The sequence below is a fragment of the Streptomyces sp. NBC_00690 genome (genome assembly GCF_036226685.1).
In the GTDB taxonomy this organism is placed as follows: Bacteria; Actinomycetota; Actinomycetes; order Streptomycetales; family Streptomycetaceae; genus Streptomyces.
In genome coordinates this window covers 2,129,663-2,156,492 of record NZ_CP109009.1, presented here as the reverse complement: position 1 = coordinate 2,156,492, position 26,830 = coordinate 2,129,663, and the positions used below count along the sequence as shown (strand labels likewise).

General features: G+C 66.1%; 22 protein-coding genes and 2 rRNA genes. 15 read left to right on the top strand and 9 right to left on the bottom strand.

Annotation, left to right across the window (positions count from 1 at the left end; translation table 11 throughout):
- Nucleotides 1-30 precede the first annotated feature (30 nt).
- Nucleotides 31-750, bottom strand: a complete 720-nt coding sequence (locus tag OID54_RS09520) for a FadR/GntR family transcriptional regulator (protein ID WP_329016791.1) — start codon at nt 748-750, stop codon at nt 31-33.
- A 93-nt stretch (nt 751-843) separates the two neighbouring features.
- Here OID54_RS09520 and OID54_RS09515 point away from each other — a divergent pair, with 93 nt between their 5' ends.
- The 4 genes from OID54_RS09515 (at nt 844) to OID54_RS09500 (ending at nt 3,683) form a co-directional block, all read left to right on the top strand.
- On the top strand, nt 844-2,205 hold the full coding sequence (locus tag OID54_RS09515; protein ID WP_329016788.1) for a CynX/NimT family MFS transporter: 1,362 nt from the start codon (nt 844-846) through the stop codon (nt 2,203-2,205).
- A 4-nt stretch (nt 2,206-2,209) separates the two neighbouring features.
- Nucleotides 2,210-2,329: an SGM_5486 family transporter-associated protein gene (locus OID54_RS09510; RefSeq protein ID WP_329016784.1), complete on the top strand. Its 120-nt coding sequence runs from the start codon at nt 2,210-2,212 to the stop codon at nt 2,327-2,329.
- Nucleotides 2,330-2,503: 174 nt separating this feature from the next.
- Entirely contained in the window at nt 2,504-2,704 is a 201-nt protein-coding gene (locus OID54_RS09505; RefSeq protein WP_329016782.1) for a hypothetical protein, read from the top strand.
- Between the two features lie 418 nt (nt 2,705-3,122).
- Nucleotides 3,123-3,683, top strand: a complete 561-nt coding sequence (locus OID54_RS09500) for a SixA phosphatase family protein (RefSeq protein ID WP_329016779.1) — start codon at nt 3,123-3,125, stop codon at nt 3,681-3,683.
- Nucleotides 3,684-3,909: 226 nt separating this feature from the next.
- Here the strand turns inward: OID54_RS09500 and serB are convergent, their stop codons facing one another.
- Nucleotides 3,910-5,136, bottom strand: a complete 1,227-nt coding sequence (serB, locus tag OID54_RS09495) for a phosphoserine phosphatase SerB (protein WP_329016776.1) — start codon at nt 5,134-5,136, stop codon at nt 3,910-3,912.
- Nucleotides 5,137-5,786: 650 nt separating this feature from the next.
- Here serB and OID54_RS09490 point away from each other — a divergent pair.
- The gene (locus OID54_RS09490; RefSeq protein ID WP_443055551.1) at nt 5,787-8,327 is read left to right on the top strand and encodes an FHA domain-containing protein; all 2,541 of its coding nucleotides are present in this window, start codon (nt 5,787-5,789) and stop codon (nt 8,325-8,327) included.
- Between the two features lie 89 nt (nt 8,328-8,416).
- On the opposite strand, the gene OID54_RS09485 is transcribed toward OID54_RS09490, so the two are convergent.
- From OID54_RS09485 to OID54_RS09475, 3 genes are all read right to left on the bottom strand, one after another.
- Nucleotides 8,417-9,154: a transglycosylase SLT domain-containing protein gene (locus tag OID54_RS09485; RefSeq protein WP_329016772.1), complete on the bottom strand. Its 738-nt coding sequence runs from the start codon at nt 9,152-9,154 to the stop codon at nt 8,417-8,419.
- Between the two features lie 244 nt (nt 9,155-9,398).
- A complete protein-coding gene (locus OID54_RS09480) occupies nt 9,399-10,556 on the bottom strand; it encodes an S-adenosylmethionine:tRNA ribosyltransferase-isomerase (RefSeq protein ID WP_329016770.1) in 1,158 nt (385 codons plus the stop codon).
- A 256-nt stretch (nt 10,557-10,812) separates the two neighbouring features.
- On the bottom strand, nt 10,813-11,508 hold the full coding sequence (locus OID54_RS09475) for an SDR family NAD(P)-dependent oxidoreductase (RefSeq protein WP_329016766.1): 696 nt from the start codon (nt 11,506-11,508) through the stop codon (nt 10,813-10,815).
- Nucleotides 11,509-11,709: 201 nt separating this feature from the next.
- Here OID54_RS09475 and OID54_RS09470 point away from each other — a divergent pair, with 201 nt between their 5' ends.
- The 3 genes from OID54_RS09470 (at nt 11,710) to OID54_RS09460 (ending at nt 13,933) form a co-directional block, all read left to right on the top strand.
- The gene (locus OID54_RS09470) at nt 11,710-12,855 is read left to right on the top strand and encodes a GAF domain-containing sensor histidine kinase (protein WP_329016763.1); all 1,146 of its coding nucleotides are present in this window, start codon (nt 11,710-11,712) and stop codon (nt 12,853-12,855) included.
- A complete protein-coding gene (locus tag OID54_RS09465; RefSeq protein WP_329016759.1) occupies nt 12,848-13,492 on the top strand; it encodes a response regulator transcription factor in 645 nt (214 codons plus the stop codon). Before OID54_RS09470 ends, OID54_RS09465 begins: the two co-directional genes overlap by 8 nt.
- 195 nt (nt 13,493-13,687) lie before the next feature.
- Nucleotides 13,688-13,933, top strand: a complete 246-nt coding sequence (locus tag OID54_RS09460) for a chaplin (RefSeq protein ID WP_329016756.1) — start codon at nt 13,688-13,690, stop codon at nt 13,931-13,933.
- Between the two features lie 180 nt (nt 13,934-14,113).
- Here OID54_RS09460 and OID54_RS09455 read toward each other — a convergent pair whose 3' ends face one another.
- Nucleotides 14,114-14,920, bottom strand: coding sequence for a hypothetical protein (locus OID54_RS09455; protein ID WP_329016753.1), 807 nt, complete (start codon nt 14,918-14,920; stop codon nt 14,114-14,116).
- 135 nt (nt 14,921-15,055) lie between these two features.
- Between OID54_RS09455 and OID54_RS09450 the strand changes: the two genes are divergently transcribed.
- From OID54_RS09450 to OID54_RS09435, 4 genes are all read left to right on the top strand, one after another.
- Entirely contained in the window at nt 15,056-15,847 is a 792-nt protein-coding gene (locus OID54_RS09450; protein WP_329016750.1) for an ABC transporter ATP-binding protein, read from the top strand.
- Nucleotides 15,848-16,052: 205 nt separating this feature from the next.
- Complete coding sequence (locus tag OID54_RS09445) at nt 16,053-16,481, top strand: NfeD family protein (protein WP_329016748.1); 429 nt, start codon at nt 16,053-16,055, stop codon at nt 16,479-16,481.
- Nucleotides 16,482-16,617: 136 nt separating this feature from the next.
- Nucleotides 16,618-17,613, top strand: coding sequence for an SPFH domain-containing protein (locus OID54_RS09440; RefSeq protein WP_329016745.1), 996 nt, complete (start codon nt 16,618-16,620; stop codon nt 17,611-17,613).
- Nucleotides 17,614-17,671: 58 nt separating this feature from the next.
- Nucleotides 17,672-18,451 (top strand): sulfite exporter TauE/SafE family protein, encoded by a 780-nt coding sequence (locus OID54_RS09435; RefSeq protein WP_329016742.1) that lies wholly within the window; start codon nt 17,672-17,674, stop codon nt 18,449-18,451.
- Nucleotides 18,452-18,506: 55 nt separating this feature from the next.
- On the opposite strand, the gene OID54_RS09430 is transcribed toward OID54_RS09435, so the two are convergent.
- The 3 genes from OID54_RS09430 to OID54_RS09420 all read right to left on the bottom strand — a co-directional run bounded on the left by OID54_RS09430 (nt 18,507) and on the right by OID54_RS09420 (nt 20,576).
- The gene (locus tag OID54_RS09430) at nt 18,507-19,016 is read right to left on the bottom strand and encodes an HNH endonuclease (protein ID WP_329016738.1); all 510 of its coding nucleotides are present in this window, start codon (nt 19,014-19,016) and stop codon (nt 18,507-18,509) included.
- A 189-nt stretch (nt 19,017-19,205) separates the two neighbouring features.
- The gene (locus tag OID54_RS09425) at nt 19,206-19,742 is read right to left on the bottom strand and encodes a YbhB/YbcL family Raf kinase inhibitor-like protein (RefSeq protein WP_329016734.1); all 537 of its coding nucleotides are present in this window, start codon (nt 19,740-19,742) and stop codon (nt 19,206-19,208) included.
- Between the two features lie 51 nt (nt 19,743-19,793).
- Nucleotides 19,794-20,576 carry a sporulation protein gene (locus OID54_RS09420; RefSeq protein ID WP_329016730.1) on the bottom strand — a complete coding sequence of 261 codons (783 nt, stop codon included), beginning with the start codon at nt 20,574-20,576 and terminating at the stop codon, nt 19,794-19,796.
- A gap of 84 nt (nt 20,577-20,660) precedes the next feature.
- Between OID54_RS09420 and OID54_RS09415 the strand changes: the two genes are divergently transcribed.
- The 3 genes from OID54_RS09415 (at nt 20,661) to OID54_RS09405 (ending at nt 26,826) form a co-directional block, all read left to right on the top strand.
- Nucleotides 20,661-21,302: a DNA-3-methyladenine glycosylase gene (locus tag OID54_RS09415; protein WP_329016727.1), complete on the top strand. Its 642-nt coding sequence runs from the start codon at nt 20,661-20,663 to the stop codon at nt 21,300-21,302.
- Between the two features lie 538 nt (nt 21,303-21,840).
- Nucleotides 21,841-23,366 (top strand): 16S ribosomal RNA (locus OID54_RS09410).
- Nucleotides 23,367-23,697: 331 nt separating this feature from the next.
- Nucleotides 23,698-26,826 (top strand): 23S ribosomal RNA (locus OID54_RS09405).
- Together the 16S and 23S rRNA genes form the textbook arrangement of a ribosomal RNA operon.
- The last annotated feature ends 4 nt before the right edge of the window (nt 26,827-26,830 follow it).

Genomic DNA, 26,830 nt, shown 5'->3' with positions numbered 1-26,830 from the left:
GTCACCGGCCCTGTCCGCGCCGGCCCCGCGCTACCGGCCCCGCTGCTCATGCCCGTGGTCGTCGCTGTGCTCGTGCCTGTGCTCGTCCACAGAGCAGAGGAAGGGATACGCAGCGGCCTCCGCTGACGCACGCTCCCCGTCCTGGGCACGGATCGCTTCGACCAGCCGCCCGTGGTCCACATGCCGTTCCGGATCGAGTTCCCGGCCCACGTCCGTACGGAGCCAGTCACGCAGCAGATGACCGAGGTCCGCGTACAACTCGATGAGCACCTCATTGTGCGAAGCGCTCACCACCGCCAGATGGAACGCCACATCGGCGGCGACGAAACGCTCCGCATCGCCCGTGGCCCACGCCTCCTCCCGCCGGGCCAGCAGCGCGTCCAACAGCCGTAGATCGGCTTCCGTGCGCCGCTGCGCCGCCCGGTCGGCCGCTGAGGACTCCAGGGTGGAGCGCACCTCGGCGATGTCCCGGGGCAGCGCCCCGGCGAACCGCCGGTGCATCACCCCGGCCAGCTCGCTGGTGGCGAGGACGTACGTCCCCGATCCCTGTCGGATGTCCAGCAGACCGTTGTGCGCCAGCGCACGGACGGCCTCCCGGACGGTGTTGCGCGCTACGCCGAGCAGCTCGACCAACTCCGGCTCGGTCGGAATGCGCGTACCCACAGGCCATTCACCGGACGTGATCTGGTGGCGCAGTTGGGCGATCACCTGGTCGGTGAGCCCCGAACGGCGGGGAGAGGTCAGCGGCATGGCGCTCCTCGCGCGATGAGGGACGGATCGAACTGAATCGAATCAGTTCGAACCGCCCGAAGGGAATACATCCAATGATTCTATGATGGGGCGATGCCATCAGACAGGACCACCCAGAAGCCCGTGACAGTCGCCCCCCTGCTCGTCACCGAGGCGCCGGCCCGGCCGGCCGCGCCCTGGGGCACCTGGACCGTGCGTCTGATGATCCTGGGGATCGTGCTCGCCGCGCTCAATCTGCGACCGGCCATCACCAGCCTCGGCGCCCTGTTCGAGGAGGTGCGGACCGGACTGGGCATGAGCGGATCCATCGCGGGCGTCCTCACGGCCGTACCGCCCCTGTGCTTCGCGCTCTTCAGCCCTGCGGTGCCGTGGTTCTCGCGCCGCTTCGGCCCCGCGACCGTGGTCTGTGCGGGCATGGTGGCCGTCGCCGGAGGGCTGCTGCTGCGGCCCTTCTCCGACGGCACGGCCGGCTTCCTGGCCGCCAGTGCGCTCGCCCTGATGGGGATCGCCGTCACCAACGTGCTCATGCCGGTGCTCGTCAAGCGGTACTTCCCGGACCGGGTGGGCTCCATGACCGGGCTCTACTCCATGGCGCTCTCGCTGGGGACCGGTCTGGCCGCGGCGGCGACCGTCCCCCTGACCGATGCGCTCGGTGGCAGTTGGCGCCTCGGCCTCGGTCTCTGGGCGACGCTCGCGGCCGTCGCGGTGCTGCCCTGGTTGGTGGTGCTCCGACCGCTCAGGGCCGCTGAACGGGGGCCGCAGACGGCGGAGCCCGGGCCGCCGTCTGCGGCGCGGAGCTGGGCAGGGAGCACCGCCCTGGCCGTCACCCCTGCCGATGCCGCCCCCGCTCGCGCCCGCAAGGCCACGAGTCTGCTGCGCAGCCCCACCGCATGGGCGTTGACCGGGTACTTCGGGCTCCAGGGGGCCGGTGGCTACACCGTCATGGGCTGGATCCCCCAGATCTTCCGAGACGCCGGAGTCTCGGCCCGGACCGCCGGTCTTCTGCTGGCCGTGATCATGGCCCTGGGCGTGCCCCTCGCCTTCGCCATCCCACGGCTCGCCGCCCGCCTGCGCAACCAGGGACCCATCGTCGCCGTGCTCGGGCTGTGCGGACTGGGCGGATACACGGGCCTGTACTTCGCCCCGGCGGCCGGCGCGTGGGCCTGGGCCCTGCTGATAGGGGTCGCCAACTGCGCCTTCCCGCTCGCGCTGACCATGATCGGGATGCGGTCGAGGACCGCTACCGGCGTCGTGCGGCTCTCCGCCTTCACCCAGTCCGTGGGCTATCTGATCGCCGTTCCGGTGCCGCTGTTGGTCGGGGTGCTCTACCAGCACAGCGGGGGCTGGGGATTGCCGATCAGTCTGATGGCGGGACTGCTCGTACCGCAGATCGTGTTGGGGGTCCTCGCAGGGAGGGACCGGACGATCGAGGACGAGACGGGGATGCGAGACTGAGGAGATGAAGCCAGTCCTCGATCCGAATCCCCAGAACGGCCAGAAGAAGCTTCTCCTGATCTTCGGCACGATGATCGCCCTCTTCGTCGTGATGGGCATCATCGCGACCATCGCCTCTCCCTGATCGGCCCGTCGGCCGTCTTGACGGCATCCCGGGGGAGGGTGGGGTTAGCACCACCATCCCCTAGGGGGCCAGGTTCAGGGACAAGTGGGTGGGTCACCGGATGGGCCCGTCAGCTCACGATCCGTAGGTTTTGCGTAGCGGAGCAGACCAGCGGACGACCCTGAGGAGACGGCCATGTCGGCGCACTCGCCCACCCCTTCCCCCGCCGCTGGTGCCAGCGGTGTCCGGCTCCACTGGTGGGCGTTGGCCCTGCCGATGCTCGCCTTCGTGTTCCTGCTGGTGCTGATCGCGGATCCCGCCCAGGCGCAGCCCGCGGGTGAGGAGAGCGGGATCGGTGACCTCGTCGCCTATCTGAGGCAACTGCTGTTCCCCTGAACCGCCGCAGCGCTTCTCTCTCTGGTTTTCGCCTGGTTTCCGCAGCACTGCTGGTTCCCGTAGCGCCGTTGATGTGAGCGGACCCGGCAGTGACACCATTGCCTGCCGCCTGCCGCCTGCCGCCTGCCGCCTGCCGCCTGCCGCCCTTCTGCTCGATCTGGTCCGCCAACTGCCGTGTGCCTGTGTGATCGCCGATGTCGGTCCATAGGTCGCCCCGGGTTCCCCTCCGCCGGACCCACCGGACCCACGTTCCCCTTCCCGCTTGGCCTCCCCGTCCACCGCCGTCGCAGCCATGTCCTCAGGGACTTCGCCGCGCTTTGGGCCGTCCCCGCCAGGGCGTCGTCATGGACTCGGCCGCGGAGGGTGAGCCCGTCAACACCCCGCGCCCGCTGGCACATTTCATGCGAAGCTGGGGTGCATGAGCGTCGCCACGTCTTCCGGAGGGACAGCCCCCGGATCGCCCGCATCGTCCGCAGCCCGCACGATCGTTCTTCTTCGCCACGCCAAGGCCGAATGGTCGGACGAGTCCGACCACGAGCGCCCGCTCGCCGAGCGGGGCCGCAAGGACGCACCGGTGGTCGGCCGCCAGCTCGCTGGGACTGGCATTCCGATCGACCTCGCCATCTGCTCGACCGCCACCCGGACCCGCGAGACATGGAAGCTGGCCGTCCATGAGCTGCCGCACCGCCCCCGGACGAGCTACGAGGAGCGACTCTACGATGCGTCCCTCGGCGAGCTCATCGCCCTGCTGAGCGAGACCTCCGACGAGGTGAACAACGTCCTGGTCATCGGCCACAACCCCGGAATGCACGCCCTCGCCGACGCCCTCGCGGGTGAGACCGAGGGCGATCTCCTGCCCCGGATGAACCGCAGCGGCTTCCCGACCTCGGCCTACGCGGTCATCGCCTTCAATGGATCCTGGAAGTCACTGGAACACGGAGTGGGCACCCTGCGCGACTTCTGGACGCCGCACTCCTGAGCTTGAGCATCGCTGGTGGCGCTCGCTCCGCACGGCGCCGTCGACCGGAACCGTCCCCACGATCGGCACCCGGCCCCAGAGGTCGAACAGGCCCCGGCGCGCTCGCGCCGGGGCCTCATGCATCTTCATCGGTACGACCGCGTCCCCATCGGCAAGGGGCACCTCGGCACGACGCCGAGCGCTCGGTGTCGGGGCCTTCGACCGTCGCCCGCGGGGTTGACGGCGATCAGTAGTCGGCGGGTCCGTCGTCCGCGCCGTCCGCGGCCTCGACCTCTTCCCGGGTGATCCCGAGCAGATAGAGCACGGTGTCCAGGAAGGGCACGTTCACGGCGGTGTGCGCTGCCTCGCGCACCACGGGCTTGGCGTTGAACGCCACCCCGAGACCGGCCGCGTTGAGCATGTCCAGATCGTTCGCGCCGTCGCCGATCGCCACTGTCTGCGCGAGCGGTACGCCCGCCTCCGCGGCGAACCGGCGCAGCAGTCGCGCCTTGCCCGCGCGGTCCACGATCTCACCCGTCACCCGACCAGTGAGCTTTCCGTCCACGATCTCCAGGGTGTTCGCCGAGGCGAAGTCCAGTCCGAGCCGTTCCACCAGATCATCCGTGACCTGGGTGAACCCGCCCGAGACCACGCCCACTTGGAACCCGAGGCGCTTCAGCGTCCGGATGAGGGTCCGGGCGCCGGGAGTCAGCCGTACCTCCGCGCGCACCTTGTCCACCACCGATGCGTCCAGCCCCGCGAGCAGGGCCACCCGTGCATGGAGGGACTGCTCGAAATCCAACTCGCCGCGCATCGCCGCCGCTGTCACTTCGGCGACCTTGTCCTCGCACCCGGCGTGGGCGGCGAACAGTTCGATGACCTCGTCCTGGATGAGCGTGGAGTCCACGTCCATCACCACCAGCCGTTGGGCCCGCCGGTGCAGTCCCGCGGACACCACGGCCACATCGACGCCGATCGCCGACGACTGGGTGGCCAGAGCCGTCCGCAGCTCCTCGGTCTCAGCGCCGGAAACCGCGAACTCCACCGCGGTCACCGGATACTTGGCCAGCCGGAAGATGCGGTCGATGTTGCCGCCGACCGAGGTGATACGGGCCGTTATGGCCGCCGTCGCCTCCGCGGTCAGCGGGTGCCCCAAAACGGTGACGTGGGAGCGGCCACTGCCGCGCGGCCGGTTGTCGCCGGTGCCCGAGATGATCTCGGCCTGGAGCTTCAGGCCCTCGGCCCAGCTGTGGATGGTGGCTCGGAGGTCGCCTTCGTCGGCCCCGGCCGAGGTGGGCGCGGTGACCAGGGCGCACAGAACGAGCCTGCCCCGGGAGACGACCTGTTCGATGTCGATGACGTCGACGGAGTAGGTGGCAAGAGTGTCAAAGAGTCCGGCGGTGATCCCGGGGCGGTCCTTCCCGAAGATCTTGACGAGAAGGGTACGTACGTCGGAGGTCTGCGAAGCGCTCATGGTTCCTCCACCGTATCCGGCGGGCCCGTGCCGAGACGCACCGTCCCGATAGGCGGACATTCGGCCGCACTCGTCACCGTACGCCGAGGTGGTGCGGTTCGCCCGGCCCCGCCCTCGGGCGAGCACACCGGCACCCGCACCGGCCGGTGCCTAGCTCCTGCCGCTGCGGTGCGACTGCCCCGGTGGCTCGATATCGACGGCGGTCGGGGTGCTGCTCCCCGGCGACCCCGACGGGGAGGGGCCCAGGAACATGCCGGGCGCCCGTCGTCGAGCCCGGGGCGTGACGCCCTACTGATCCGGGCGCACTCCCCGGAGGAGACCCGGCCCCGATGTTCGTCCCGAGGGCAGAACGGCCCTGTTCAGCAGGAGGGCAAAGGGAGCAGGGCATTCCTTCTACTGTGCTCGCGCCCGGCCGCCCTTCCGATCCCCTCCGCGAGCGCTATGAGGTGATTGCATCGCATTACACCTGATCTATCAGGCTATGTATGCACTTCATGTGATTAAAGATCTTTGCTTCACCGTCTGCGACAGTCGCTCCCAGGGTCTTCACGAGGCCCGACTTCCCCAGGTCGGACCAAGCCTGAAATAGTTCCCCACGATGTTCGCCATCCCTAGACTCCCTGCGACGGGGGTAATTCGGGGGACAAGTAGTGGGGCATGGAGTGCGGGAACTCGTACTGGAATTGAACGGAAGGACCTGGACCCTTGATCCGTCCAGGTCGTACACCCTGGGGCGGGATCCACAGGGGGACATGGTGGTGGAGGACGCCAGGGTCTCCTGGCGGCACGCCAGCGTCAGCTGGGGCGGCCACACCTGGGTGATCGAGGATCACGGCAGCACGAACGGCACCTACGTACAGGGCCAGCGCATCCAACGGACTGAAATAGGCCCGGGCTCGGCCGTCCATCTGGGCAACTCCACCGACGGCCCACGACTCGTGCTGTCCACCGCGACGGCTGATGTCCAGGGCGGAGTCCCCGGGCACGATGGAGTCGCCGGGCAGGGCGTCGGGGGGCAGGATGTCGGGCGTCCACCCCAACACCACGCGCCGGAGCCACCGCCCGAGGCGCGGCACAACTGGCCGGAGCCCGAGCACGGGGGCTGGCAGCCGCAGAACGGGCCGGGCATTCCCGAACAGGGCGGACAGCGCCCCGGGACGAACCCTCCCGTGCACGGGGACCGCAGCCCGACGACCTTCTACCAACTGTCCCTCGGCCGGGTGATGCGCATCGGTCGCGCCCTGGAGAACGAGCTGGTCGTCTCCGACCTGCAAGTCTCCCGCTACCACGCCGAGTTCACCGCCACCCCCGACGGCCGCTTCCAGATCCGCGACCTCGGATCCCACAACGGCACGTACGTCAACGGTCAGCCGATCACCAACTCGGGCACCGTCAACATCGGCCCCAACGACATCGTGGGCGTCGGCCACTCCACCTTCCGCATCGTCGGCGATCGACTCGAAGAGTTCGTCGACACCGGAGAGGTCTCCTTCTCCGCACGCCACCTCACCGTCACGGTCGACGGTGGCAAGCAGATCCTGCGGGACGTGTCCTTCGGCGTGCCGGAGAAGTCCCTCATCGGGGTCATCGGCCCCTCAGGTTCGGGCAAGTCCACCCTGCTCAAGGCCCTCACCGGCTATCGGCCGGCCAACCAGGGCGATGTGCTCTACGACAACCGCAGCCTCTACCGGCAGTTCGCCGAGCTGCGCCAGCGCATCGGGCTGGTCCCGCAGGACGACATCCTGCACAAGGAACTGACCGTACGGAAGGCCCTGAAGTACGCCGCCAAACTCCGCTTCCCCGGCGACACCGCCGAGAGCGAGCGCGAGGCGCGGATCGACGAGGTGCTGGGCGAGCTCAAGCTCGACATCCACAAGAACAAGAAGATCACCTCGCTCTCCGGCGGCCAGCGCAAGCGCGTGTCCGTGGCGCTGGAACTGCTCACCAAGCCCTCGTTGATCTTCCTCGACGAGCCCACGTCGGGACTCGACCCCGGCATGGACCGCGATGTGATGCAGCTGCTCCGCGGACTCGCCGACGACGGCCGTACCGTGCTCGTCGTCACGCACTCCGTCGCAGAACTCCAGCTCTGCGACAAACTGCTGGTCATGGCGCCTGGCGGTTCGGTCGCCTACTTCGGCCCGCCGGAAGAGGCGCTCAACTTCTTCGGATACACCACCTGGGCGGATGTGTTCTCGGCGTTCGAGAACTACCGGGACTACGACTGGGCGGGTCGCTGGCGCGGCTCACAGCACTACCAGATGTACGCGGCGGACATCGACGCCGTCGCCGCGCAGTCGGTGAACATGCCCTCACCACAACAACTGCGCCCGCCGAAGCCGCAGAGCTGGGGCTCCCAGCTGTGGACCCTGATGCGCCGGTACGTCTCCGTCATCGCGTCCGACAAGGGCTTCATGGGTCTGATGGTGATCCTGCCCGCCGTCCTCGGCCTGGTCAGTGTGGTCATCCCGGCCGACTTCGGACTGGCCGCACCCAATGACGGCAGATCCAAGTTCAACGGCGACGCCGGCACGATCATGCTGATCCTCGCGGTGGGCATCACCTTCTCCGGTGCCGCCAACTCCGTACGAGAACTGATCAAGGAACGGGTGATCTACGAACGGGAACGGGCCACCGGCCTCTCCCGCTCTGCGTACCTGATGTCCAAGGTGATCGTCCTCGGCATGATCACCGCCCTCCAGGCTGTGATCATCTGCGGCATCGGCTTCGCCCCCCGGCGGCTGCCCGAAGAGGGCCTGCTCATGCCGCCCGCGGTCGAACTCTGTCTGGTGATCACCGCACTGGGCTTCACCTCGATGATGTTCGGCCTGGTCATCTCTTCGCTGGTGAAGACCGCCGAGAAGACCATGCCGCTGCTGGTGATGTTCGCGATCGTCCAGGTCGTGTTCACCGGCATCCTCTTCAAGGTGTACGGATCACCCGGTCTGGAGCAGTTCGCCTGGCTGATGCCCTCCCGCTGGGCCATCGCCGGCGCCGGCTCCACCCTGGACCTCGGCCGGCTGATGCCCCCGTGGGACCACAAGAACCCCGACGACCTGGACCCCCTGTGGGAGAACACGGTCACCCAGTGGGGCATCAACATCACCGTCCTGCTCGCGATCGGCGTCCTCTGCGGCTTCCTCGTGGCCCGACTGCTGCGCCGCCACGAGCCCGAGGTCATGCGCAAGTAGCGACCACCGGCCACGGCACGCCGAAGGGCGGCACCCCACTGCGGGGTGCCGCCCTTCGGCGTATGCAGCGCTGACCAGCCCGTTACGGCTCAGTAGGCGCCATTGACGTTGTCGATGGTGCCGTAGCGGTCGGCGGCGTAGTTGGCCGCAGCCACGATGTTGGCGACCGGGTGGTACAGATCGTGCGGGGTGCCGGCCACGTGGTACGCGTTGAACGTCGGCTGGATGACCTGGAGCAGGCCCTTCGACGGCACGCCGTTGATCGCGTTGATGTCCCAGTTGTTGATGGCCTGCGGGTTACCGCTGGACTCCCGCATGATGTTGCGGTGCAGACCGTCGTACGAGCCCGGGATGTCGTGCTTCTTCATGATGTCGAGGGACTGGCGGATCCAGCCGTCGAGGTTGTTGGTGTAGATCGGCTTGCGGGTGACCTCCGCGGCACGGCTGGCCGCGGACTGCTCGGCAGCGCGCTTCTTGGCGGCGGCCTCGACAGCAGCCTGCTTCGCGGCGGCGGCGAGCTTCGCCTTCTGGGCCGCAGCGGCCTTGACGTCGGCCTTGGCCTTCGTGGCGGCCTTCGCGGCGGCCTCGACCTGGGTCGCGATCGCCGAGTGCTGCTTGGTGATGTGAGCGTGGACCGGCACGGTCTTCACACTGGCGGAATCGGACTGCCAGGCGACGGGAACGGCAGGGGCCATGGTGGCGGCTTCGGCCTCGGTGGAGCCGGCGCCGGGAACGAGGGAGAGGGTGATGGCTGCGACACCGGCGGCGGCGATACCGGCGAGCGAGGCCCGGTGGACCTTGGTCAGTCGGGTGCTGGACGCGGACATACAGTCTTACCTCTTCGAATAGCGGATGTCGCATCAGGCCGTGGAGGCGGCGCTGCGCTCCTACGGCGGGCGACTCGGCAATTCTTAGCGGCAGCAAAATGTCCTGGCAAAGGTGTGACGTACGACCCGGATTAGTTGATAACCATCCCCCGGAAACGCCTTTCCCTTTACTTATCAGCCGTTCACATGCCCTTGCGTAAACCACTACTGAGGTTCGTAAGTGATCTGGGTCCTATGTGCGGGCTCACATCGGGTGCGGTGCGATTTCACTGATTGTTGCGCCAGCAATGCAATGCGTGGGTATCTCGTCCGGCAGGAGGAGATGGACGTCCCCGAACTCGTGCCACAGGTAGAGGCGGCTTAGTGCCGCGGCGTAGGCACGGCCCAGGGACTCCCGGCCGGCGATCGCCTCCAGCATCAGCAGATGCGACGCCTCGGGCTCGTGGAGCCCGGTCAGCAGCCCGTCCACGACCCGCACCCCGCGCTCCGGCGTCACGACCAGGTCGGTCCACCCCGTCACCGGGCGCACCACCCCGCTCCCGTCCGCCGCCGACTCCACCGCGCGGACGGCCGTCGTGCCCACCGCGATGATCCGGCCCCCGCCGGCCCGGGCCGCGTTCACCAGCCAGGCGGTCGCCGCCGGCACCGTGAAGCGCTCCGGGTACGGAGGCTCATGGGCCTCCGCCGACGCCACCCCCGTGTGCAGCACCACCGGCGCGAACTGCACCCCCCTGCTCACCAGCTCCGCCACCATCGCCTCGGTGAAGGGCCGAGCCGCGCTCGGCATCTCCGCCGAACCCGTGCCGTCGGGGGAGGGGAGCGCAAAGACCGTCTGGTACGCGGCGAGCGGCTGGTCGTGGGCCGTGTACGCATAGCGAATGGGCCGCCCGTAGCGCCGCAGCAGCTCCGGCACACCACTGGACACCGATGCCCACCACAGCCGGTCCGCACCCACGGCCAACGGGGCCTCCAGAACCAGCCGGGTGCCACCGGGAAGCCGCACCACTGCGCCCCGAGGACCGCCGGGACGGGGTTCGGTACTGCCCGCGCCGTCCGGGCGGCGCAGCTCCACCGCCCATCGGCCGTCATCACCGCAGGTCGAGAAGTGCACCACCACGGTCTCGCCGCCGACCCGACCGTTCACCGCAGCCGCCAGGGTGGGCGAGGTGTTCACCACCAGGACGTCACCGGCCCGCAGCCGACCCGGAAGCTCCTTGAAGCGGTGGTGGGAGACCCTCGATCCCCTCGACACCATCAGCCGCACATCGTCCCGGCCGCGCCCCCGTACCTCGGCGGGCAGCCGGGCGGAGAGCTCCGAAGGCACCCTGAGCCCCTCCAGGGAGGCTGCCGCCCCACCCGTGCCCCGTCCGGTGTCCTCATGCTCCTGATGGTCCTGTGCCATCACGTACGCCTCCATCCCTCCGATAGATACGCCCATCGCGGGCCCGGGCGGTGTCCTGCGCCGGCTCCAGCGCCCCGTCTGCGTTTGGCCGCCCGGCCGCCCCACCGGTTCCCTGGCACCCACCCGCTGCCCGTCCAGGTACGGCAGCGAGCAGGCATTCCGCGCAGTCACGCTCTGGCCGACGCCATCCGCATCCGGCTCAGGTCATGTCCGACACAGGGGGTCCGCAGCCCGGACAGGACGCGTCGGACAGGCCCTAGAGGCCGCCCAGCAGCGCCTGGGCCCCGTACCGGCCACTCAGGGGCCGCTCGTCGAGCAGCCGCAGGAACCCGGGCACCACAGTCTGGGGTGCGGGCCTGTGCTCGTCGTCCACGGGCACGGCAGCCGCATAGAGATCGGTGTCCATGTCGCCCGGGTCCACCGCCCACACCCGCAGTCCGGGCTCCTCCACCGCGAGGACGGCCGCCAACTGGTCCAGCGCCGCCTTCGCAGCCCCGTACCCGCCCCAGGTCTCGTACGCCTCAGCCGCCGCATCCGAACTCAACGCGATCACGGTGCCCGACCCGCTGGCGCGCAGCAGCGGCAGCGCCTCCTGCACCAGCCCCAGCGCTGCCACCACATTCGTCTCCAGCGCCGCACGCAGTCCGTCCAACGGCAACACGTCCAGCCGCACCAGCGGCTCGGCACCCAATGCACTGGCATTGCTCACCAGCAGGTCGAGCCCGCCCAGCTCACGCGCCGCAACCACCAGCTCACCCCGGTGCACCGCGTCATTGACGTCCCCCGAGACCGCTGTCACCCGTGTCCCGTGGGACCGCACGACCTCCGCCGTCCGCTCCAGCACCTCGGCGGTCCTGGCCCCGAGCACCAGATCCCATCCACGCTGGGCCAGCGCCTCCGCGAGCGCACGGCCGAGGCCCTTCGAAGCCCCCGTGATCACTGCAACCGGCATCGCATCCATCCCCTTCGGTACGCTCGCCACCCGGCGCCACTGACCGTTCGCGCCGATGCACCCACCGTAGGAACGGCACCCGACGGGCCGCCTCGTCCGCGGGACCCCACCCTGAAGGCACTTCGACCTAGTCCCCCAGCCCTAAGCGACGGCCGTCCCCGGCCCGATACGCGGCGTCACGACCGCCGGTACCGTGAGTTCATGAGTCAGCAACCCAGCACCGGTCTCGCAGCCGTGAGCACCGCCCTACTCGCCATGAGCAGGCATCTTGAGGTGCGCGATGTGCTGAAGACGATCGTCGCCTCGGCCCGAGAACTGCTCGATGCGCAGTACGCGGCGCTGGGCGTCCCCGACGACCACGGCGGCTTCGCCCAGTTCGTGGTCGACGGGATCAGCGACGCCCAGTGGAAGGCCATCGGACCGCTGCCCCGCCAGCACGGCATCCTCGCCGCCATGCTGCACGACGCCAAGCCCGAGCGACTGGCCGACGTCCGCAAGGACCCCCGCTTCGAGGGCTGGCCGGCCGAACACCCCGAGATGTCCGACTTCCTCGGCCTCCCCATCAAGGACGGCGACGAGGTCATCGGCGCCCTCTTCCTCGCCAACAAGTCCTGCCCCAAACCACAGGGCGACTGCGGCTTCACGGAAGAGGACGAGGAACTGCTGTCGATCCTCGCCCAGCACGCAGCCATCGCCCTCACCAACGCCCGACTCTACGAGCGCAGCCGCGAGCTCACCATTGCCGAGGAGCGGTCCCGCCTCGCCCACGAACTGCACGACGCCGTCAGCCAGAAGCTGTTCTCGCTGCGTCTGACGGCCCAGGCAGCGGCGGCCCTCGTCGACCGTGACCCGGCCCGCGCCAAGGGCGAGCTCCAGCAGGTTGCCGCGCTCGCCGCCGAGGCCACTGAGGAACTGCGCGCCGCCGTCGTCGAACTGCGGCCCGCCGCACTGGACGAGGACGGACTCATCAACACCCTGCGGACCCAGATCCACGTACTGGACCGAGCGCACAGCGCCACCGTCACCTTTGACACCTGTGGGATGAAGGCACTTCCCGCGGCCCAGGAGGAAGCCCTGCTCAGGGTGGCGCAGGAGGCCCTGCACAATGCGCTGCGCCACTCGGGCGCGAAGAAGGTCGATGTCGTCCTCGCCCGCCGCGGACAAGGCGCGGTCCTCAGCATCACCGACAGCGGCAAGGGTTTCGAGCCCCGCGAGATCCGCCGGGCGGGTCGCCATCTGGGACTCGTCTCGATGCGCGACCGCGCGAGCGGGGTCGGCGGTCGGCTACGCGTGGTGTCAGCACCCGGCAAGGGCACGACGATCGAGATGGAGGTCCCCGGTGGGTGACAAGACGGTTCGGGTCCTACTGGTCGACGACCACCAGGTCGTACGCCGGGGTCTGCGGACCTTCCTGGAGATCCAGGGCGACATCGAAGTGGTGGGGGAGGCGGGCGACGGCGACGAGGGAGTCGCCCGTGCCCAGGAACTCATGCCCGATGTCATCCTGATGGACGTGAAGATGCCCGGTACGGACGGCATCGAGGCGCTGCGCAAACTACGGGAGCTGTCCAACCCCGCCAAGGTGCTGATCGTCACGAGTTTCACCGAGCAGCGCACCGTGGTGCCGGCCCTGCGCGCCGGCGCTTCCGGGTACGTGTACAAGGACGTGGACCCCGAGGCGCTGGCCGGCGCGATCCGTTCGGTCCACGCCGGCCATGTCCTGCTCCAAGCGGAGGTGGCCGGCGCGCTGCTGTCCCAGGACGAGCCCGGCAGTGGCTCGGGACGCGGTACCTCCCTGACGGAGCGGGAGCGCGAGGTCCTCGGCCTCATTGCCGACGGGCGCTCCAACCGGGAGATCGCCAGGGCCCTCGTCCTCTCCGAGAAGACCGTCAAGACACATGTGTCGAACATCCTGATGAAGCTCGATCTGGCGGACCGCACCCAGGCGGCGCTCTGGGCGGTCAGAAACGGCCTCACCGACTGAGCGGCACGAAGAACTACCGGCTGACCGGTACTGACCGACTCACCGACGGGCAGACCTGCAGACGGTTCCGTTCCAGTCTGAGATTCATACTGTCGGGTGTATGTCACCCGGACGGCGCATCCTGTGCGCCGTCCGGGCGTTCTCCAGGGCGAGCCGCGGCGATTGGCCGCGGCGAACGCCAGGAGGAGTTCAAAAGTGAAGAACCTGAAGAAGGCCGCAGCCCTCACCATGATCACCGGCAGCTTGATCGCCGCGGGTGCGGGCATGGCCTCCGCCACCACGGGCGCGCACGCAGGCGGTCACGCCGTGGGCTCCCCGGGCGTCGGCTCGGGCAACCTCGTCCAGGCACCGGTCCACGTTCCGGTCAACGTCGTCGGTAACACGGTGAACGTGATCGGCCTTCTGAACCCCGCGTTCGGCAACCTGGGCATCAACGGCTGACGCTGGCCCACCTGCCCGGGCATCCGAAGCCTCCTCCCCAAGAGCTGGCTCGGATGCCCGGGCGTCCTCGTACCGCCACCGCCCGTCACCAACGGTCCCGGGCCGCCGCGGCACGACCGGGACGAGACCCGGGACGGTAAGACAGCCCGGGACCCTACCGACGGCGCCGAGTCGCCACCGTCAGGACGCGCCCCGCTCCCGCTCCTCCACAAAGGCGTTGTACGCCGCCACCTGCGCCCTCCGCGCCACCCGCTCCACCGGCCGCAGCGCCTCCCCGCGCGCACCGATCTGCGACGCGCTCACCGCACCGCCGAGACGGGTCCCGCCGCCGTCCAGGGCCACCGAGACCAGCAGCGCCACCCGTTGGGCGAGCTCCAACACCCGCACCGCCCGCGGCGGATAGCCCGGAGCCAGCGCCTCCCGCCCCCGCTCGGCCCTTGCCCGGTAGGCGTCCAGCGCAGCCTCCGCCACCGGACCCGACGCGGCCACGTCGAGTCGGGTCAGGGCCTCCGTCGCCGCTCTGAGCGCCTCCGCAAGCTCGCGCTCGGCCTCTCCCAGCGACGGCACGTCGGCCGGCGGTGCCTCGCGCACCGGCAGACAGTGCCAGACCACCTCCGTGTGCACATCGGCCGGATCACCCGGGTGACCCGCTTCGCTGATCTCCGGCACCAGCCCGTACGGCGCCCCGTACCCGACCACGGCCTCCTGCGCCTCCAAGGCGCGGGCGTTGAAGTCGGGCGGGCCGCTGAGACCGAGCGGATGCCCCGGCACCGGCAACGCGAGCCGCCAGCCGGTCACCCCCAGCACCCGCAGCCGGCCCAGCGCGAGCGTGAGCCCCACCGGCCCCGCCTCACCCGGCAGCCCCTCGACCCGATGCACGGCGTCGTCACCGACGATGGCCACCACCGCCTCGTCGGGTGACACCAAATGACCCAGGAGTGAGTTCCCCCATGAGGCCAGACGTCCTGAACGCGGTTCCACAAGCATGGCTCCAGCCTAAGGATCGGACCGGGGGACGGGGTTGCTCGGTCGGTGGCGTAGGTTTTCCCATGGGGCTGTGCCCACAGGCACACAGCGCCTCCACACAACCTCAAGACGATTGCATGGGGAGACAACGCGCTCATGAGCGATGTACTGGAGCTGGTGGACGTATCCGTGGTCCGCGACGGACGCGCTCTAGTGGACGACGTCTCCTGGTCGGTCAAGGAGGGAGAGCGCTGGATCATCCTCGGCCCGAACGGCGCCGGCAAGACCACGCTCCTCAACCTCGCGTCCAGCTACCTCTTCCCCAGCGGCGGCGAGGTCACGATCCTCGGTGAGCGCCTCGGCCGGATCGACGTCTTCGACCTCCGCCCCCGCATCGGCATGGCCGGCATCGCCATGGCGGAGAAGCTGCCCAAGCGCCAGACCGTCCTCCAGACGGTCCTCACGGCCGCCTACGGCATGACCGCCACTTGGCACGAGAACTACGACCAGGTCGACGAGGACCGCGCCCGTGCCTTCCTCGACCGCCTCGGGATGACGGAGTACCTGCACCGTCGGTTCGGCACCCTCTCCGAAGGAGAGCGCAAGCGCACGCTGATCGCGCGAGCCATGATGACCGACCCGGAACTGCTGCTCCTCGACGAGCCCGCGGCAGGACTCGACCTCGGTGGCCGCGAGGACCTGGTCCGTCGACTCGGCCGGCTCGCCCGTGACCCGATCGCCCCCTCGATGATCATGGTGACCCACCATGTCGAGGAGATCCCTCCGGGCTTCACCCATGTGCTGATGATCAGACAGGGCAGGGTGCTCGCCGCCGGTCCCGTCGAGACCGAACTGACCTCCCGCAACCTCTCGCTCTGCTTCGGTCTGCCCCTGGTCGTCGAACGCAACGGAGCCCGCTGGACGGCACAGGGCCTCCCGCTCCGCTGACCCGCCCCGTACGCAACGTACGTACGGACGCGAACAACTTCATACCGCCATGCACCTCTCAGAACATCCGGTTGGCCCCGGATACCCCCAGGAGCAATCACCAGCCACACCCGCCCCACAGTCGGAGCCGGTGGCCGTGTCTCGTACGTGTTGAGCCCTCCTCGCCCCCTGTCGTGACCCCGACCGGCAGAACTACCATGGAGGCGTGGAAATCGACGCGTGGGTGTGGTGGTTGATCGTCGCGGTCGGACTGGGGATTCCGCTCGTCCTCACGGCGATGCCGGAGTTCGGCATGTTCTCCGCAGGCGCGGTCGGCGGCGCCATCGTCGCGGCACTGGGCGGGGGAGTGGTCGCCCAAGTGCTTGTGTTCGTCGTGGTGTCCGTCGCGCTCATCGCGGTCGTCCGGCCGATCGCCAGCCGACATCGCGCCGGACGGCCCCAGTTCGCCAGCGGAGTCGACGCCCTGAAGGGGCGTCAAGCCGTTGTGCTCGAACGGGTCGACGGCAGCGGGGGACGCATCAAACTCGCTGGGGAGATCTGGTCCGCACGGGCACTCGACGCTGACATGGCCTTCGAAGTCGGCCAGCAGGTCGACGTCGTGGAGATCGAAGGAGCCACCGCGGTCGTGATGTGACCGGTGGATCGACGCCACAACGACTCACAGAACCCACTGAAGTGAGACAACAGACCAGAACGCTCCCCATACAAGCCCATGGTCTGGGAAACTCGATCATCAGAATCACTCGGCAGCGAAGGACACGGGGAACTCGATGCAACCGATCATCATCGTCCTGATCATTCTGGTGGTGTTGGTCTTCATCGCCCTGATCAAGACGATCCAGGTCATCCCACAAGCCAGCGCCGCCATCGTCGAGAGGTTCGGGCGCTACACCCGCACCCTGAACGCCGGACTGAACATCGTCGTGCCGTTCATCGACTCCATCCGCAACCGCATCGACCTCCGCGAACAGGTCGTCCCCTTCCCGCCCCAACCGGTGATCACCCAGGACAACCTGGTCGTCAACATCGACACCGTGATCTACTACCAGGTCACCGACGCCAGGGCAGCGACCTACGAGGTCGCCAGCTACATCCAGGCGATCGAACAGCTCACCGTGACCACCCTGCGCAACATCATCGGCGGCATGGACCTGGAGCGAACCCTCACCTCCCGCGAGGAGATCAACGCCGCCCTGCGCGGTGTCCTCGACGAGGCCACGGGCAAGTGGGGAATCCGCGTCAACCGCGTCGAGCTCAAGGCCATCGAGCCGCCCACCTCCATCCAGGACTCGATGGAGAAGCAGATGCGCGCCGACCGTGACAAGCGGGCCGCCATCCTCACCGCCGAAGGCATCCGCCAGTCCCAGATCCTCACCGCCGAAGGCGAGAAGCAGTCCGCCATCCTGCGCGCCGAGGGCGAGTCGAAGGCCGCCGCCCTGCGCGCCGAAGGTGAAGCCCAGGCCATCCGCACGGTCTTCGAGTCCATCCACGCGGGCGACCCGGACCAGAAGCTGCTCTCCTACCAGTACCTCCAGATGCTGCCGAAGATCGCCGAGGGCGATGCCAACAAGCTCTGGATTGTGCCCAGCGAGATCGGTGACGCCCTCAAGGGCCTCTCCGGCGCCTTCGGCAACCTCGGCGGCGGTGTCCCCGGCTTCAACACCGGCGGCAACAGCGGCGGCAACGATGGGGGCAACAGCGGCGGGCACGGAGGGGGACACGGCGGCGGTCCGGTCGAGCGTCGGGAAGAGCCCCCCGTCACCTGACGTCCCACCCGGTCAGGCATGATCGGTGCATTCGGCACCGATCATCGAGGGGCACAGTGTGACCATCTGGGAGATGCTCGCCGTCTTCGTCGCGGGCATCAGCGCCGGCGCCATCAACAGCGTCGTCGGTTCGGGAACGCTGATCACCTTCCCGGTGCTCCTCGCCACCGGCCTGTCACCCGTCACCGCGACCGTCTCCAACGCACTCGGCCTCGTCTCCGGCGCCATCAGCGGCGCCATCGGCTACCGGGCCGAACTCGTCGGCCAGCGCGACCGGACCATCCGACTCAGCATCGTCGCAGCGGTCGGCGGCATCAGCGGCGCCGTACTACTGCTCACCCTGCCGCCCACCGCCTTCGAGACCATCGTCCCGATCCTCGTCGCGCTCGCGCTCGTCCTGGTCGTCCTCCAGCCGCGCATCTCCCGGGCCGTTCAACGCCGCCGCGCAGCCAAAGGCACCACGGACGCCCACCCCGACGGCGGACCGCTCCTCATCGTCGGACTGCTCGCCGCCAGCATCTACGGCGGCTACTTCACGGCGGCCCAGGGCATCCTCTACGTCGCCCTGATGGGCATGCTCCTCAACGAGAGCCTGCAACGCATCAACGCCGTCAAGAACGTCCTCGCCGCAGTCGTCAACTCCATCGCCGCACTCTTCTTCATCATCGTCGCCGACCCCGACTGGACCGCCGTGATCCTGATCGCGATCGGATCCGCCATCGGCGGCCAAGTGGGTGCCAAGTACGGCCGCAAGCTCTCGCCGACAGTGCTGCGCGCCTTCATCGTCGCGGTGGGTACGGTCGCCATCGCCCAACTGCTGCTGCGACGCTACGGCTGACACGACGAGGCCCGCCCCCGATCCAAGTCGAAGACGGGCCCGAACACACTCTGCGCTACGCGGCAGGCCGCGCGACCAACCAATCAGGCAGCTCGGAACGCTCGCCCGCCCGCAACCCCAGCAGCATGGCATCGGCGGGCGACGGTACGAAGGGCTCCCGCAGCAGCGGCATCGCCGCTTGCTCCGGCGTACGGTCCGCCTTGCGGTGGTTGTCCTCCGCGCAGGAAGCCACCGTGTTCAGCCAGCTGTCCGCACCACCGTGGGAACGCGGCACGACATGGTCGACGGTGGTGGCGCGCCTGCCGCAGTACGCGCACCGGTACTGGTCCCGGACCAGCACTCCCCGCCTCGACCAGGGTGCCTGTCTTCGAAAGGGAACCCGTACGTATCTGCACAGCCTGATCACCCGTGGCACCGGAAGCTCCACGGTGGCGGCACGGACCCGAAGTCCTGGGTGGGCCTGCTCGACGACGGCCTTGTCCTGGAGGACCAGCACGACCGCACGGTTCAAAGACACCGTCGACAGCGGCTCGAAGCTCGCATTCAGTACCAGCGTGTCGCGCATCACGCCCACCTCCGTATCCCGGCCCCACCCGTGATCGGGCTCTGGGCTCGGATCAACTCTGGCTGGGCGCGACGAGATGGACAACGCAATATCCGCGCCCCCTCCCGGGGCTTCCCCCGGGCCCAGAAAAGAAAAGTGCCCTGCTCTGATCTCTCCAAGACCAGAGCAGGGCAAACAACAGACGAATGATCAGTCGGCCGACGGACCTTCGTACTCCCCGATCAACGAGGCACGCGCGAGCGTGTGGAACCGCAAGTTGAAGCCCACGACCGCAGGTGACGCATCTTCGTCGGGTCCGAGTTCCGCGCTGTCCACCGCGTACACGGTGAAGACGTAGCGGTGGTTCTCACCCGCGGGGGGAGCGGCTCCGCCGAAGTCCTTCGTCCCGTAGTCGTTGCGAGCATGAACCGCGCCGTCGGGCAGACCCTTGAAGGACCCGCTCCCGGCCCCGGGGGCCAGTTCGGTCACGGACGCGGGGATGTCGAAGAGCACCCAGTGCCAAAAGCCGCTGCCCGTAGGGGCATCCGGATCGAAACAGGTGACGGCGAAGCTCTTGGTCTCCGAGGGGAACCCCTCCCACCGCAAGTGGGGCGAGGTGTTGCCCTCGGCGTGGACCTGCGCGTCCTTCAGGGCCGATCCCGGGCTGACGTCGTCGCTCACGACCGTGAACGACGGCACCCGGGGATGGAAGTCATGAGGAAGGGGCGCCTTCTTCGACTCGGTCACGGCTGTACCTCCGGCTCGGCTGTTGCTGCTGCTTCCCTACCGCTTCGGAGCCTAGAGCCAGTTCCTACGACCACCGACATCGGCGAGCCACTGGTTGACGTACGCACTCCAGTCGGTCGACTGGAAGTCGTGGTGACCCACCTTGAACGCCTTGTACGAGTCGCTTCCCTCGCTGAACAGTCCCGGCTTCTTGTCCATCTCCAGGATCACGTCCATCTCGCGGGAATCCGCGACGAAGGTCAACTCCACCTGGTGCAGACCCCGGTACTGGCTCGGCGGCAGGAACTCGATCTCCTGGTAGAACGGCAGCTGCTGCCGCGTCCCACGGATGTGCCCGCGCTCCATGTCCGCGCTCTTGAAGCGGAACCCCAGCTGGAGGAAGGCGTCGAGGATGGCCTGCTGGGACGGGAGCGGGTGCACATTGATCGGGTCCAGATCGCTGGAGTCCACCGCGCGGGCGATCTCCAGCTCCGTGGTGACACCGATGTGCATTCCGCGCAGCTGCTGTCCGGCGATGCTGGTGACCGGGGTCTCCCAGGGGATCTCCAGACCGAAGGGCACCACATGGACCGCCCCGGCCTTCACCTCGAAGGCGCCGCCGAGTCGCTGCTTGACGAATTCAAGGTCCTGCTTGAACTCGCCGTCGCCGCTCTCCACCTCGACCCGCGCCTGAAGGCCGATGGACAGGCCCTCGATCTTCTGGTCGACGGAACCGCCCTCGATGCGCACCTCACCCTGCACCACACCGCCGGGTACGACGTTCTCCTCGGTGAGCACCGTCTCCACCGAGGCCCCTCCGGCTCCCAGACTCGCCAGCAGCTTCTTGAAACCCATGTCTACTCCTTCTTCCTCTTGCTCGGCCTTGACCCCTACTTACGCACCTCAAGGGCCACCGGTTCCCCGCTACCCTCGGACGGCATGATCGAGACCTCCGACCGTACGCCTTTGCCGCGCGAGTTCTTCGACCGCCCCGTTCTGGAGGTCGCTCCCCAGCTCCTCGGCTGCACCTTGGTACGCCGCTCGGCGGAAGGCACCATCGAGCTACGGATCACCGAGGTGGAGGCATACGCCGGTGAAGTCGACCCGGGCTCGCACGCCTACCGAGGTCGTACCGCGCGCAACGAGGTCATGTTCGGACCACCGGGCCATGCCTATGTCTACTTCACTTACGGCATGTGGCACTGCCTCAACGCCGTGTGCGGTCCGGAGGGTCGCGCCAGTGGGGTCCTTCTCCGGGCAGGTGAGATCCAGGTAGGCGCAGATCTTGCCCGCAAACGTCGGTTCTCGGCCCGTCATGACCGAGAACTGGCCAAAGGGCCGGCCCGACTCGCAACCGCGCTCGATGTCGACCGGGCCTTGAACGGCACGGACCTCTGTGCTGACGAGGCGGCCCCCCTCGTACTGCTCCCCGGCCCCGCTCCCCGTGCTGAGCTGGTGCGCAACGGTCCACGCACGGGAGTGGGCGGCGGAGGAGCCCATCAGCCCTGGCGCTACTGGATCGACGGGGACTCGACGGTCAGCCCCTACCGGCCGCACGCCCCGCGCCGAAGGTCAACTTGACTCGGCACCAGGAGCCGCCTAACGTAGCCCGAGCCGCTTGAGCCGGGCCTGCTGTTCAGCACCCCGGAAGCGACCATCCACTACATCTTGCAAAACCCAATCGGGTTCTATTTCGGCATGCCGGAATTCATCCCGATGAACTCGATTATGAGTTGCACAGGGCATCAGCTAACGTAGTGGACACGCCGAAAGGCGAAAAGCCCTTCCAATCGGGTGCTGGATCGAATTCGAAGTCCGGAAACGGAGTGAGAAAAAGGTCTGGTAGGGTTGGAAACGCAAGACCGGAGGGAAAAGCCCGGAGAGTCCTGAGAGGGACTTGAAGGAAGCGTCCGTTCCTTGAGAACTCAACAGCGTGCCAAAAGTCAACGCCAGATATGTTGATACCCCGTCTCTTAGGAGATGTGGTTCCTTTGAAAAAAGTCCTCATGCCATTGGTTTGGTGTGGGGCGCACTACAGCGAGGACGCTGTGAACCGTTCCGAATATTCCTTCGGATGGTTCCGCTCTTGTGTGGTGTTTGACCCGGTTTCGGGTAGACATTCACGGAGAGTTTGATCCTGGCTCAGGACGAACGCTGGCGGCGTGCTTAACACATGCAAGTCGAACGATGAAGCCTTTCGGGGTGGATTAGTGGCGAACGGGTGAGTAACACGTGGGCAATCTGCCCTGCACTCTGGGACAAGCCCTGGAAACGGGGTCTAATACCGGATACCACCTGAAGGGGCATCTCTTCGGGTTGAAAGCTCCGGCGGTGCAGGATGAGCCCGCGGCCTATCAGCTTGTTGGTGGGGTGATGGCCTACCAAGGCGACGACGGGTAGCCGGCCTGAGAGGGCGACCGGCCACACTGGGACTGAGACACGGCCCAGACTCCTACGGGAGGCAGCAGTGGGGAATATTGCACAATGGGCGAAAGCCTGATGCAGCGACGCCGCGTGAGGGATGACGGCCTTCGGGTTGTAAACCTCTTTCAGCAGGGAAGAAGCGAAAGTGACGGTACCTGCAGAAGAAGCGCCGGCTAACTACGTGCCAGCAGCCGCGGTAATACGTAGGGCGCAAGCGTTGTCCGGAATTATTGGGCGTAAAGAGCTCGTAGGCGGCTTGTCGCGTCGGATGTGAAAGCCCGGAGCTTAACTCCGGGTCTGCATTCGATACGGGCAGGCTAGAGTGTGGTAGGGGAGATCGGAATTCCTGGTGTAGCGGTGAAATGCGCAGATATCAGGAGGAACACCGGTGGCGAAGGCGGATCTCTGGGCCATTACTGACGCTGAGGAGCGAAAGCGTGGGGAGCGAACAGGATTAGATACCCTGGTAGTCCACGCCGTAAACGTTGGGAACTAGGTGTTGGCGACATTCCACGTCGTCGGTGCCGCAGCTAACGCATTAAGTTCCCCGCCTGGGGAGTACGGCCGCAAGGCTAAAACTCAAAGGAATTGACGGGGGCCCGCACAAGCAGCGGAGCATGTGGCTTAATTCGACGCAACGCGAAGAACCTTACCAAGGCTTGACATATGCCGGAAAGCATCAGAGATGGTGCCCCCCTTGTGGTCGGTATACAGGTGGTGCATGGCTGTCGTCAGCTCGTGTCGTGAGATGTTGGGTTAAGTCCCGCAACGAGCGCAACCCTTGTTCTGTGTTGCCAGCATGCCTTTCGGGGTGATGGGGACTCACAGGAGACTGCCGGGGTCAACTCGGAGGAAGGTGGGGACGACGTCAAGTCATCATGCCCCTTATGTCTTGGGCTGCACACGTGCTACAATGGCCGGTACAATGAGCTGCGATACCGTGAGGTTGAGCGAATCTCAAAAAGCCGGTCTCAGTTCGGATTGGGGTCTGCAACTCGACCCCATGAAGTCGGAGTTGCTAGTAATCGCAGATCAGCATTGCTGCGGTGAATACGTTCCCGGGCCTTGTACACACCGCCCGTCACGTCACGAAAGTCGGTAACACCCGAAGCCGGTGGCCCAACCCCTTGTGGGAGGGAGCTGTCGAAGGTGGGACTGGCGATTGGGACGAAGTCGTAACAAGGTAGCCGTACCGGAAGGTGCGGCTGGATCACCTCCTTTCTAAGGAGCACTTCTTAACCAGTCTTTCGGGGTTGGTTCAGAGGCCAGTACATCGGCGAATGTTCGATGCTGGTTGCTCATGGGTGGAACGTTGACTATTCAGTGAGCTTGCTTGCTGGTTCATCACGAGTACTACTGCTTGATTTATTGAGTGGTGTGGAAAGTGGTGGCTGGTGGGTGGGTTTGTTGGGCGCGCTGTTGGGTGTCTGAGGGCATGGGCGATTTTTGCTTGTGTTCCTTCTGCCGGTCCCGGTGTACTCGCTCAGGTTTGGGTGGGGTGATGGGTGGCTGGTCGTTGTTTGAGAACTGCACAGTGGACGCGAGCATCTGTGGCCAAGTTTTTAAGGGCGCACGGTGGATGCCTTGGCACCAGGAACCGATGAAGGACGTGGGAGGCCACGATAGTCCCCGGGGAGTCGTCAACCAGGCTTTGATCCGGGGGTTTCCGAATGGGGAAACCCGGCAGTCGTCATGGGCTGTCACCCATGCCTGAACACATAGGGCATGTGGAGGGAACGAGGGGAAGTGAAACATCTCAGTACCCTCAGGAAGAGAAAACAACCGTGATTCCGGGAGTAGTGGCGAGCGAAACTGGATGAGGCCAAACCGTATATGTGTGATACCCGGCAGGGGTTGCGTATGCGGGGTTGTGGGATCTCTCTTTTACGGTCTGCCGGCCGTGAGACGAGTCAGAAACCGTAGTCATAGGCGAAGGACATGCGAAAGGTCCGGCGTAGAGGGTAAGACCCCCGTAGCTGAAATGATTGCGGCTCGTTTGAGAGACACCCAAGTAGCACGGGGCCCGAGAAATCCCGTGTGAATCTGGCGGGACCACCCGTTAAGCCTAAATATTCCCTGGTGACCGATAGCGGATAGTACCGTGAGGGAATGGTGAAAAGTACCGCGGGAGCGGAGTGAAATAGTACCTGAAACCGTGTGCCTACAAGCCGTGGGAGCGTCGCATATCAAGCTTTTGTTTGGTATGTCGTGACTGCGTGCCTTTTGAAGAATGAGCCTGCGAGTTTGCGGTGTGTTGCGAGGTTAACCCGTGTGGGGGAGCCGTAGCGAAAGCGAGTCCGAATAGGGCGTTTTAGTAGCATGCTCAAGACCCGAAGCGGAGTGATCTAGCCATGGGCAGGTTGAAGCGGCTGTAAGAGGTCGTGGAGGACCGAACCCACCAGGGTTGAAAACCTGGGGGATGACCTGTGGTTAGGGGTGAAAGGCCAATCAAACTCCGTGATAGCTGGTTCTCCCCGAAATGCATTTAGGTGCAGCGTCGTGTGTTTCTTGCCGGAGGTAGAGCACTGGATAGGCGATGGGCCCTACCGGGTTACTGACCTTAGCCAAACTCCGAATGCCGGTAAGTGAGAGCACGGCAGTGAGACTGTGGGGGATAAGCTCCATGGTCGAGAGGGAAACAGCCCAGAGCATCGACTAAGGCCCCTAAGCGTACGCTAAGTGGGAAAGGATGTGGAGTCGCAGAGACAACCAGGAGGTTGGCTTAGAAGCAGCCACCCTTGAAAGAGTGCGTAATAGCTCACTGGTCAAGTGATTCCGCGCCGACAATGTAGCGGGGCTCAAGCGTACCGCCGAAGTCGTGTCATTGCAGCATATAGGGCTAACGCCTGTTGTGATGGGTAGGGGAGCGTCGTGTGCCGGGTGAAGCCGCCGCGTAAGCGAGTGGTGGACGGTTCACGAGTGAGAATGCAGGCATGAGTAGCGATACACACGTGGGAAACGTGTGCGCCGATTGACTAAGGGTTCCTGGGTCAAGCTGATCTGCCCAGGGTAAGTCGGGACCTAAGGCGAGGCCGACAGGCGTAGTCGATGGACAACCGGTTGATATTCCGGTACCCGCTTTGAAACGCCCAATATCGAGCCCATTAATGCTAAGGCCGTGAAACCGCCCTTGATCTCTTCGGAGTGAGGGGGAGTGGTGGAGCCGCTGATCCAAGGTGGTAGTAGGTAAGTGATGGGGTGACGCAGGAAGGTAGTCCAGCCCGGGCGGTGGTTGTCCCGGGGTAAGGGTGTAGGCCGTGTGGTAGGTAAATCCGTCACACATTAAGGCTGAGACCTGATGCCGAGCCGATTGTGGTGAAGTGGATGATCCTATGCTGTCGAGAAAAGCCTCTAGCGAGTTTCATGGCGGCCCGTACCCTAAACCGACTCAGGTGGTCAGGTAGAGAATACCGAGGCGTTCGGGTGAACTATGGTTAAGGAACTCGGCAAAATGCCCCCGTAACTTCGGGAGAAGGGGGGCCATTCTTGGTGATCCGATTTACTCGGTGAGCTGGGGGTGGCCGCAGAGACCAGCGAGAAGCGACTGTTTACTAAAAACACAGGTCCGTGCGAAGCCGTAAGGCGATGTATACGGACTGACGCCTGCCCGGTGCTGGAACGTTAAGGGGACCGGTTAGCTCCATTTCGGTGGGGCGAAGCTGAGAACTTAAGCGCCAGTAAACGGCGGTGGTAACTATAACCATCCTAAGGTAGCGAAATTCCTTGTCGGGTAAGTTCCGACCTGCACGAATGGCGTAACGACTTCTCGACTGTCTCAACCATAGGCCCGGTGAAATTGCACTACGAGTAAAGATGCTCGTTTCGCGCAGCAGGACGGAAAGACCCCGGGACCTTTACTATAGTTTGATATTGGTGTTCGGTTCGGCTTGTGTAGGATAGGTGGGAGACTGTGAACAGCACACGCCAGTGTGTTGGGAGTCGCTGTTGAAATACCACTCTGGTCGTGCTGGATGTCTAACCTGGGTCCGTGATCCGGATCAGGGACAGTGTCTGATGGGTAGTTTAACTGGGGCGGTTGCCTCCTAAAGAGTAACGGAGGCGCCCAAAGGTTCCCTCAGCCTGGTTGGTAATCAGGTGTTGAGTGTAAGTGCACAAGGGAGCTTGACTGTGAGACCGACGGGTCGAGCAGGGACGAAAGTCGGGACTAGTGATCCGGCGGTGGCTTGTGGAAGCGCCGTCGCTCAACGGATAAAAGGTACCCCGGGGATAACAGGCTGATCTTCCCCAAGAGTCCATATCGACGGGATGGTTTGGCACCTCGATGTCGGCTCGTCGCATCCTGGGGCTGGAGTCGGTCCCAAGGGTTGGGCTGTTCGCCCATTAAAGCGGTACGCGAGCTGGGTTTAGAACGTCGTGAGACAGTTCGGTCCCTATCCGCTGTGCGCGTAGGAGTCTTGAGAAGGGCTGTCCCTAGTACGAGAGGACCGGGACGGACGAACCTCTGGTGTGCCAGTTGTCCTGCCAAGGGCATGGCTGGTTGGCTACGTTCGGAAAGGATAACCGCTGAAAGCATCTAAGCGGGAAGCCTGCTTCGAGATGAGGACTCCCACCCCCTTTGAGGGGTTAAGGCTCCCAGGAGACTACTGGGTTGATAGGCCAGATCTGGAAGGCGGGTAACCGCTGGAGGTGACTGGTACTAATAAGCCGAGGGCTTGTCCATAGAG

Excerpts from the sequence above, each read along its gene's own strand:
- OID54_RS09520 (WP_329016791.1), bottom strand. The coding sequence starts at position 750 with ATGCCGCTGACCTCTCCCCGCCGTTCGGGGCTCACCGACCAGGTGATC.
- OID54_RS09515 (WP_329016788.1), top strand. The coding sequence starts at position 844 with ATGCCATCAGACAGGACCACCCAGAAGCCCGTGACAGTCGCCCCCCTG.
- OID54_RS09510 (WP_329016784.1), top strand. The coding sequence starts at position 2,210 with ATGAAGCCAGTCCTCGATCCGAATCCCCAGAACGGCCAGAAGAAGCTT.
- OID54_RS09505 (WP_329016782.1), top strand. The coding sequence starts at position 2,504 with ATGTCGGCGCACTCGCCCACCCCTTCCCCCGCCGCTGGTGCCAGCGGT.
- OID54_RS09500 (WP_329016779.1), top strand. The coding sequence starts at position 3,123 with ATGAGCGTCGCCACGTCTTCCGGAGGGACAGCCCCCGGATCGCCCGCA.
- serB (WP_329016776.1), bottom strand. The coding sequence starts at position 5,136 with ATGAGCGCTTCGCAGACCTCCGACGTACGTACCCTTCTCGTCAAGATC.
- OID54_RS09485 (WP_329016772.1), bottom strand. The coding sequence starts at position 9,154 with ATGTCCGCGTCCAGCACCCGACTGACCAAGGTCCACCGGGCCTCGCTC.
- OID54_RS09480 (WP_329016770.1), bottom strand. The coding sequence starts at position 10,556 with ATGGCACAGGACCATCAGGAGCATGAGGACACCGGACGGGGCACGGGT.
- OID54_RS09475 (WP_329016766.1), bottom strand. The coding sequence starts at position 11,508 with ATGCCGGTTGCAGTGATCACGGGGGCTTCGAAGGGCCTCGGCCGTGCG.
- OID54_RS09470 (WP_329016763.1), top strand. The coding sequence starts at position 11,710 with ATGAGTCAGCAACCCAGCACCGGTCTCGCAGCCGTGAGCACCGCCCTA.
- OID54_RS09455 (WP_329016753.1), bottom strand. The coding sequence starts at position 14,920 with ATGCTTGTGGAACCGCGTTCAGGACGTCTGGCCTCATGGGGGAACTCA.
- OID54_RS09450 (WP_329016750.1), top strand. The coding sequence starts at position 15,056 with ATGAGCGATGTACTGGAGCTGGTGGACGTATCCGTGGTCCGCGACGGA.
- OID54_RS09440 (WP_329016745.1), top strand. The coding sequence starts at position 16,618 with ATGCAACCGATCATCATCGTCCTGATCATTCTGGTGGTGTTGGTCTTC.
- OID54_RS09430 (WP_329016738.1), bottom strand. The coding sequence starts at position 19,016 with ATGCGCGACACGCTGGTACTGAATGCGAGCTTCGAGCCGCTGTCGACG.
- OID54_RS09420 (WP_329016730.1), bottom strand. The coding sequence starts at position 20,576 with ATGGGTTTCAAGAAGCTGCTGGCGAGTCTGGGAGCCGGAGGGGCCTCG.
- OID54_RS09415 (WP_329016727.1), top strand. The coding sequence starts at position 20,661 with ATGATCGAGACCTCCGACCGTACGCCTTTGCCGCGCGAGTTCTTCGAC.